Source organism: bacterium (assembly GCA_030654305.1).
Classification (GTDB): Bacteria; Krumholzibacteriota; Krumholzibacteriia; order LZORAL124-64-63; family LZORAL124-64-63; genus PNOJ01.
Window position 1 is genome coordinate 1 of sequence record JAURXS010000019.1, and the last position, 4,370, is coordinate 4,370.

Annotated in this window: 5 protein-coding genes; 1 reads left to right on the top strand and 4 read right to left on the bottom strand. The window is 70.0% G+C overall.

Going from position 1 to position 4,370, the window contains the following annotated elements; translation table 11 throughout:
* The 4 genes from Q7W29_00535 to Q7W29_00550 all read right to left on the bottom strand — a co-directional run.
* A partial coding sequence (locus tag Q7W29_00535) for an AMP-binding protein (protein MDO9170300.1) occupies positions 1-447 on the bottom strand: 447 nt, incomplete at its 3' end.
* Positions 448-449: 2 nt separating this feature from the next.
* Positions 450-869 (bottom strand): holo-ACP synthase, encoded by a 420-nt coding sequence (locus Q7W29_00540; protein ID MDO9170301.1) that lies wholly within the window; start codon positions 867-869, stop codon positions 450-452.
* Positions 870-1,054: 185 nt separating this feature from the next.
* On the bottom strand, positions 1,055-1,840 hold the full coding sequence (locus Q7W29_00545; GenBank protein MDO9170302.1) for a hypothetical protein: 786 nt from the start codon (positions 1,838-1,840) through the stop codon (positions 1,055-1,057).
* Entirely contained in the window at positions 1,837-2,103 is a 267-nt protein-coding gene (locus Q7W29_00550; protein ID MDO9170303.1) for a hypothetical protein, read from the bottom strand. Before Q7W29_00550 ends, Q7W29_00545 begins: the two co-directional genes overlap by 4 nt.
* Positions 2,104-2,203: 100 nt before the next feature.
* Here Q7W29_00550 and Q7W29_00555 point away from each other — a divergent pair.
* The coding region (locus Q7W29_00555) for a CapA family protein (GenBank protein ID MDO9170304.1) at positions 2,204-4,370 on the top strand (2,167 nt) is incomplete at its 3' end.

Below are 4,370 nucleotides of genomic sequence, written 5' to 3' on the forward strand. Positions count from 1 at the left end.
CACCTTGGCCACGTGCTTGCGCTGGGTGACGATGGCCGTGGTGCCGGCGTCGTCCAGGCGCGTCCACAGCGAGTCGGCGCCGAAGGCCGAGAACAGCGGTTGCACGACGGCTCCCATCTTCAGCCCGCCCAGGAACCCGAGGTACAGCTCCGGCACGCGGTCCATGAACAGGCAGACACGCTCGCCGGGCTGGATGCCGAGGCCCTGCAGGTGCGCCGCGAAGGTGTTCGACAGGACGCGCAGGTCGTCGAAGGTGTAGGTCTTCGTCGCGCCGGAGAAGTCCTCCCAGACCAGCGCCGTCTTGTCGGCCAACCCCTGTTGGCAGAGCCGGTCGCTGCAGTGCCAGCCGATGTTCAGCGGGTCGCCCTTGCGGTAGCCCAGTTCCTGCTCGGCCAGCGACCAGGAGAAGTCCTTCAGGCGGTCCTCGTAGGTGGGCGTGGTGGCCATCGTCAGTCCCCTGTGTGGTTGGTGTCCGGTCGCGGCGCCGCGTCCCCGCGCGCCTCGATCATGGCGACTGCCAGCGCGTGGTCGCCGGCGGCGGCGAGGCTCAGGTGGATGCGGCCGGCGGCGTGCCGCGCGGCCAGTTCCCGGAGTCGTCCCCGCAGCCGGACCGCGGCCGGCCCCTCGCCGCGGCGCGTGATCTCCACATCCTGCCAGAAGGCGCCGCGGCCGTCGGCGAAGGCCAGGGCCTTCAGGACGGCCTCCTTGGCGGCGAAGCGTTCGGCGAGGCGGCGCGCCGCGCGCGGACCGCCGCGGCAGGCGGCGAGTTCCGCCGGCGTGAACACCGCGTCGACGAAGCCCCGTTGCGGCTCGTCCAACTCCCGCGCCAGGCGGCGCACGTCGCAGAGATCCGCGCCGACGCCGAGGATCCGGGGGCTCGCGACACCTGCTGTCGGGGGAGGACCGATGATGCAACTCCCAGGATGTGAACGATTTCACAGACAGGTGGAATCTAGGGCCTGGCATGGGAAAACGTCAACCCCGGGGATCGTCGCGGAAGCAGGAATGAGGAGGCCTGGAGTTGTCTGCACTGGCGAATCATGACAGACGGGGTCTAATCCCCGACTACCCGCGGCAGCACCCCCCCCGGCCGACCGTAGTGCGGGGCAGTGTCTCCCGTCCTCTCGCCGTCCGGGCACACGAAGGCGTTCCGCGAGGGCGACCAGTAGAGGCAGCCCGCTTCGCCGGGAGGCTGTGTGCGTACGAAGCGATCTGCTTCGACCAGGGCGGCGAGCCAGGCTTCTTTGACCTGCTGCAGATCCACCGGGCCGGCCAGGTCGAGGCGCGCCAGGTCCGCCGGCTGGATCCGCCCGCGTCGGCGGAGCATCTCCAGCAGCGAGAGCGGCGAATAGCCGGGATCCTTGCCGGCCGCGGCCCACACCAGCGCTCCGAGTCGCAGCACGTGTTCGTGCTGGTGCAGCGTGTCGAGCAGGTCGCGCGGCTCGTCGCGGCCGGCGAGGGCCAGCACCTTGTTGGTGGCCAGGTCGAGCGGATGCAGCTGGTAGCCGAAATCCTCGCTGCGGATGACCGGCAGGAAACGCCAGGTCGAGTCCTGGGCCCACTCGATCTTGGTGCGTTCCCGGACGAGACTCACCACGGCGCGGATGTAGCCCGGCTGACTGAGTTCCAACTCCACGCCATAGCCGTGGTCCGCCAGCAGTGCGCGATCGGCGTCCCAGGCGGTGGCCACCCGCGCCGCGCTGTCCTGGAAGTAGTCGAGATCGTGGCTGTACCGGAGCGTGTTGGGGGCGGCCAGGATGGCCGCGCCTCCGGCCAGATAGCTGTCCTCGCTGCGGTTGGCCGCGAGCAGTCGTCCGATCGCGGACTGGAACCCGGTCAACGGCACAGGCTCGCCCCCTTCTCCCAGGCCTCCCGACCACCATACCGCATCAGCTGCTCGGCGACCCAGGCGACATCCGATTTTTCGACCCTGAACTCCGGTGGACTGGACCAGAAGCAGTGCGCATGGAATCTCTGGTAGGCGCGCCGCGCTTCGCGCAGACGGACCATCTCGCGGGCCGTCTCGGGCTCCAGCCGCCGGCGGCTCTTGCGACCGCCGCGACGGCCGATCTCGGCCAGGTATTTGCGGGTTCGCGGATCCATGCCATCATCATAAGCTGCTTATGATCTAATGTCAATGGAACCTGAAGCCAGTATGTGGTACGCTTTGCATCCCCGCCTGACCCAATCGTCTGGAGCCGAGATGCCGCGGATCCTCTGCCGCCTGCTCGTCATCGTCCTGCTGCCGGTTCTCGTCGCCGCCGCCCACGCCGTCCCGATCGAGGACTTCGACGGCGCCGCCCCGGAACTCGCGGGCTATCCGGGCGAAACCGGGGATCCCGACGCCTGGTCGCTGTCGAGCCCGGGCGAAGGCGGTTCAGCCCACGCCCTGCGCCTCAACGGCAACCTGTGGCTCGTCCAGTCGATCGCGCCGCGCGCCCTGGCCGACAGCACCGTCTGGAGCGTCGCCGTCTCCGCCGACGTCAAGAGCGAGGTCCAGGCCATCGGCTGCGGGGACGGCGTCCACGAACTGTTCTACACATTCGCCGGCCGCGACCTGCCCGCCGCGACGAACTGGTGGACCGTCTACCAGGGATCGCAGTCGCTTGCGGCCTGGCACGACTACCTGCTGCCGGTGGGCGAGGACTGGCGGGAGACCTTCGGCGAGCTGCCCGTCATCGACCGGGTGATCTACGTCAACGACGCGGACGCGGGCACGGTCGGCGTCACCCGCTTCGATTCCCTGGCCGACGTCACCGACGAGCTGCCGCGGACGCCGCGGGTGGACATCCTCTACGCGGTGCAATCCTCGGTGAAGGTGGCCGGCGACGTGTACCGGCTGTCGGCGCAATTCCAGGCCACGGTCTTCGATCCGGACTCCGAGACGCACGTCTACCGCTGGGACTTCGGCGACTCCACGAGCAGCGCCGAACCGGTCGTCGTGCACGAGTTCCTGGTCCACGCCGACCACCCCTACACCGTCAGCGTGGAGGTGACCGACCCCGACGGACTCTGCGGCGGCGACACCTGCCAGGTGGCCGTCCACCCCGGCGGCGACGGCGCTCCACTCACGGTGAACTTCGTGGGCGACGTCTTCACCGGGCGGGGCTACGAGTCCGCGGGCGGCATCATCGACACCCAGGGGGTCGAGGCCCTGTTCGCGCCGACGCGCCCGATCTTCGGCGACGCCGCCGACGTCAACGTCTGCAACCTCGAGGTCAGCTACACCGACCGCGGCACGCCGCACCCCACCAAGACCGTGGTCTTCCGCAGCCAGCCCGAGAACATCGCGGGCCTGGCCTACGCGGGCGTCGACCTGGTGACCATCGGCAACAACCACATCATCGACTACGGCGAGATCGGCATGCTCGACACCATGGACGGGCTCGAGAGCCTGGGCATCCCCTGGTGCGGTGCGGGCAGCAACGAGATCTTCGCCCTGCAGCCCGCATTCTGGACCGAGCGCGGCGTGCGGCTGGGATTCCTGGGCCTCTGCGACCGCACCGGCCGGCAGTGGAACTACCAGCCCTTCCTGGACGCGGGCTACAGCAAGCCCGGCTTCGCCCACCTGCTGCCGGAGAACCTGTCGAAATCGATCGCGGCGGCCGGCGCGCTGTCCGACGTCGTCATCGTCCAGGGCCACAGCGGCGACGAATACCAGCTCGCGCCCCCGCCCGGCGCGCTGGGGCGGTGGGCCGGGCCGGACGACGTCATCGACGTCGAGGCCGAGGTCCAGGAGCCCGGCGCGCCCGAGTTCCGCTTCCTGAACGAGCCGACGCCCGGCGAGCGCGCGCTGCGACGCCAGGCCATCGACCTCGGCGCGGACGCGATGATCAACCACCACCCCCACGTGCTGCAGGGCTTCGAGTCCTACAAAGGGAAGCTGATCGCCCACAGCTTGGGCAACTTCGTCTTCGACCTGAGCTACATCGAGACCATGCCGACGCTGGTGCTGACCCTGGAGATCGACAAGAGCGGCGTCGTCGGGCAGCGCTGCACGCCGGCCTTCATCGACGACTGGATCCCGCGGCCGGCGACCGGCAACCTCGGGCGCGAGATCATCGGCTGGCTGGCCGAGGCCTCGCGGCCCATGAACGCGCTCGTGGCGCCGCTGGCCGGCAAGAGCGAGGCGCGCATCCTGCTGTCGCGCGCGGAGGCCGACTCGACGGTGGTCGAGCACGCGGCGGCCTTCGCCCTGCTCGCGCAGGACGGCTACGAGGTGTCGCCGCCGCTGGCGCTCGCGCCCGAGGGCGACCTGTCGCAGGTGCTGGGGGTCCTCGGCGGCGCGACGGGCGGCTGGGAGGTGGCCTGGGGCCGCGAGCTGCTCTGGCACACGGGTTTCGAGGATGAGGGGGCCGATCTCTGGGAGG

Bases quoted from the DNA above. Each gene is read 5' to 3' on its own strand.
- Q7W29_00550 (MDO9170303.1), bottom strand. From the start codon at position 2,103: ATGGATCCGCGAACCCGCAAATACCTGGCCGAGATCGGCCGTCGCGGC.